This window comes from Phocaeicola faecium, from assembly GCF_014837055.1.
GTDB classification, from domain to species: domain Bacteria; phylum Bacteroidota; class Bacteroidia; order Bacteroidales; family Bacteroidaceae; genus Phocaeicola; species Phocaeicola gallinarum.
Window position 1 is genome coordinate 1 of the sequence record NZ_JACSPQ010000050.1, and the last position, 1,471, is coordinate 1,471.

Sequence of the window (1,471 nt, forward strand, 5' to 3'; positions counted from 1 at the left end):
CGCCAGCAGGGGCAGGCTGACCTGGAAGAACGTGCGGAACTCGCCCGCACCGTCCACGCGCGCGGCCCCAGCAGCTCGGTCGGGACGGCCTGCTCGCTGAAGATCCACATCAGGTACAGGCCGAACGGGCTGATCAGGCTCGGGATGATCATCGACCAGGGCGTGTTCGTCAGGCCCAGCTGGGCGAACAGGAGGAACTGCGGGACCGCCAGCGCGGTGCCCGGCACGCTGATCGAGCCGATGATGACGGCGAACACGGCCTTGCGGCCCGGGAAGCGGAACTTGGCCAGCGCGTAGCCGCCCATGATCGCCAGCAGGGTCGCGTCGCCCGCGCCCACGACCACGTACAGGATCGTGTTCAGGAACCAGCGGCCGAAGATCCCGTCCTGGTAGGTGAACACCGTCACGATGTTGTCCCACAGGTTGAACTCGCCGCCGAACCACAGGCCGAACGTGCTGGTGAAGTCCGCCTGGGACTTGGTCGCGTTGATCAGCAGGTACACGAACGGGAACAGGCAGTAGATCGCGAAGATCGAGCACAGCACGGTCATCAGGGTCGAGCGCCGCGGGTTGGCCACGTTCGCGAACCCGGACTTCGCGGCCCGCCTGCGCTCCGCGGCCTCGTCGCGCGCCACGCGCTTCTGCCGTTCCTTCTCCGCCTTCCTGGCGGCCTTCTCCTGGGCCTTGAGCTCCTGCATGGCCAGACGATGATTGGTTGCGCTCGTCATTTCATCTGCTCCTTCATGCTGTTGAGCTGCACCGCGTACGCGATCGCCATCGTGATCACGGCCATCACGATCGCCATGGCCGCCGCGTAGTTGCTCTGGTTACCGCTGAAGCTCAGGTTGTACGCGTACATGTTCGGCGTGTAGTACGTCGTGATCGCGTTGCCCGGCACCATGTTCTGCAGGATGTTCGGCTCGTTGAACAGCTGGAACGAGCCGATGATCGAGAAGATCACCGTGATCGCCAGCGAGCCCTTGAGCTCCGGGATCTTGATGCTCTTGACGATCTGCCACTCCGACGCGCCGTCGATGCTCGCGGCCTCGTACAACGAATGCGGGATCGTGGACAGCGAGCTGTAGAAGATCAGCATGTTGTAGCCGGTGAAGGTCCAGGTGGTGATGTTCGCCATCGAGGCGAGCACGATGTTGTCAGCGAAGAAGTCCACGTTGATGCCGGGCGCCGCCAGGCCCTTGACCAGCGGCGAGATCTGGCCGTTGTACAGGTACACCCAGATGATCGAGGCCACCACGCCGGGGATGGCGTACGGCAGGAAGTATCCCAGGCGGAAGCCTGAGATGTGCTTGACGACGAAGGAGTCGATGATCATGGCCAGCGCCAGCGCCGCGATGATCATGATCGGCACCTGGATCAGCGTGTAGTTGACCACGCGGCCGACGCCGGCCCAGAAGTCGCCGGAGGTGATGACGTAGCGGAAGTTCTCCAGGCCCACGAACTGGTTCACCAG

General features: G+C 63.7%; 2 protein-coding genes. Both read right to left on the reverse strand.

The annotated features are described in order from the left end of the window. Positions 1–728: carbohydrate ABC transporter permease (locus H9626_RS15805; protein WP_225231024.1), on the reverse strand; the 728-nt coding region annotated here is incomplete at its 3' end. Next, a partial coding sequence (locus H9626_RS15810; protein ID WP_191710837.1) for a carbohydrate ABC transporter permease occupies positions 725–1,471 on the reverse strand: 747 nt, incomplete at its 5' end. The genes H9626_RS15805 and H9626_RS15810, both read right to left, overlap by 4 nt.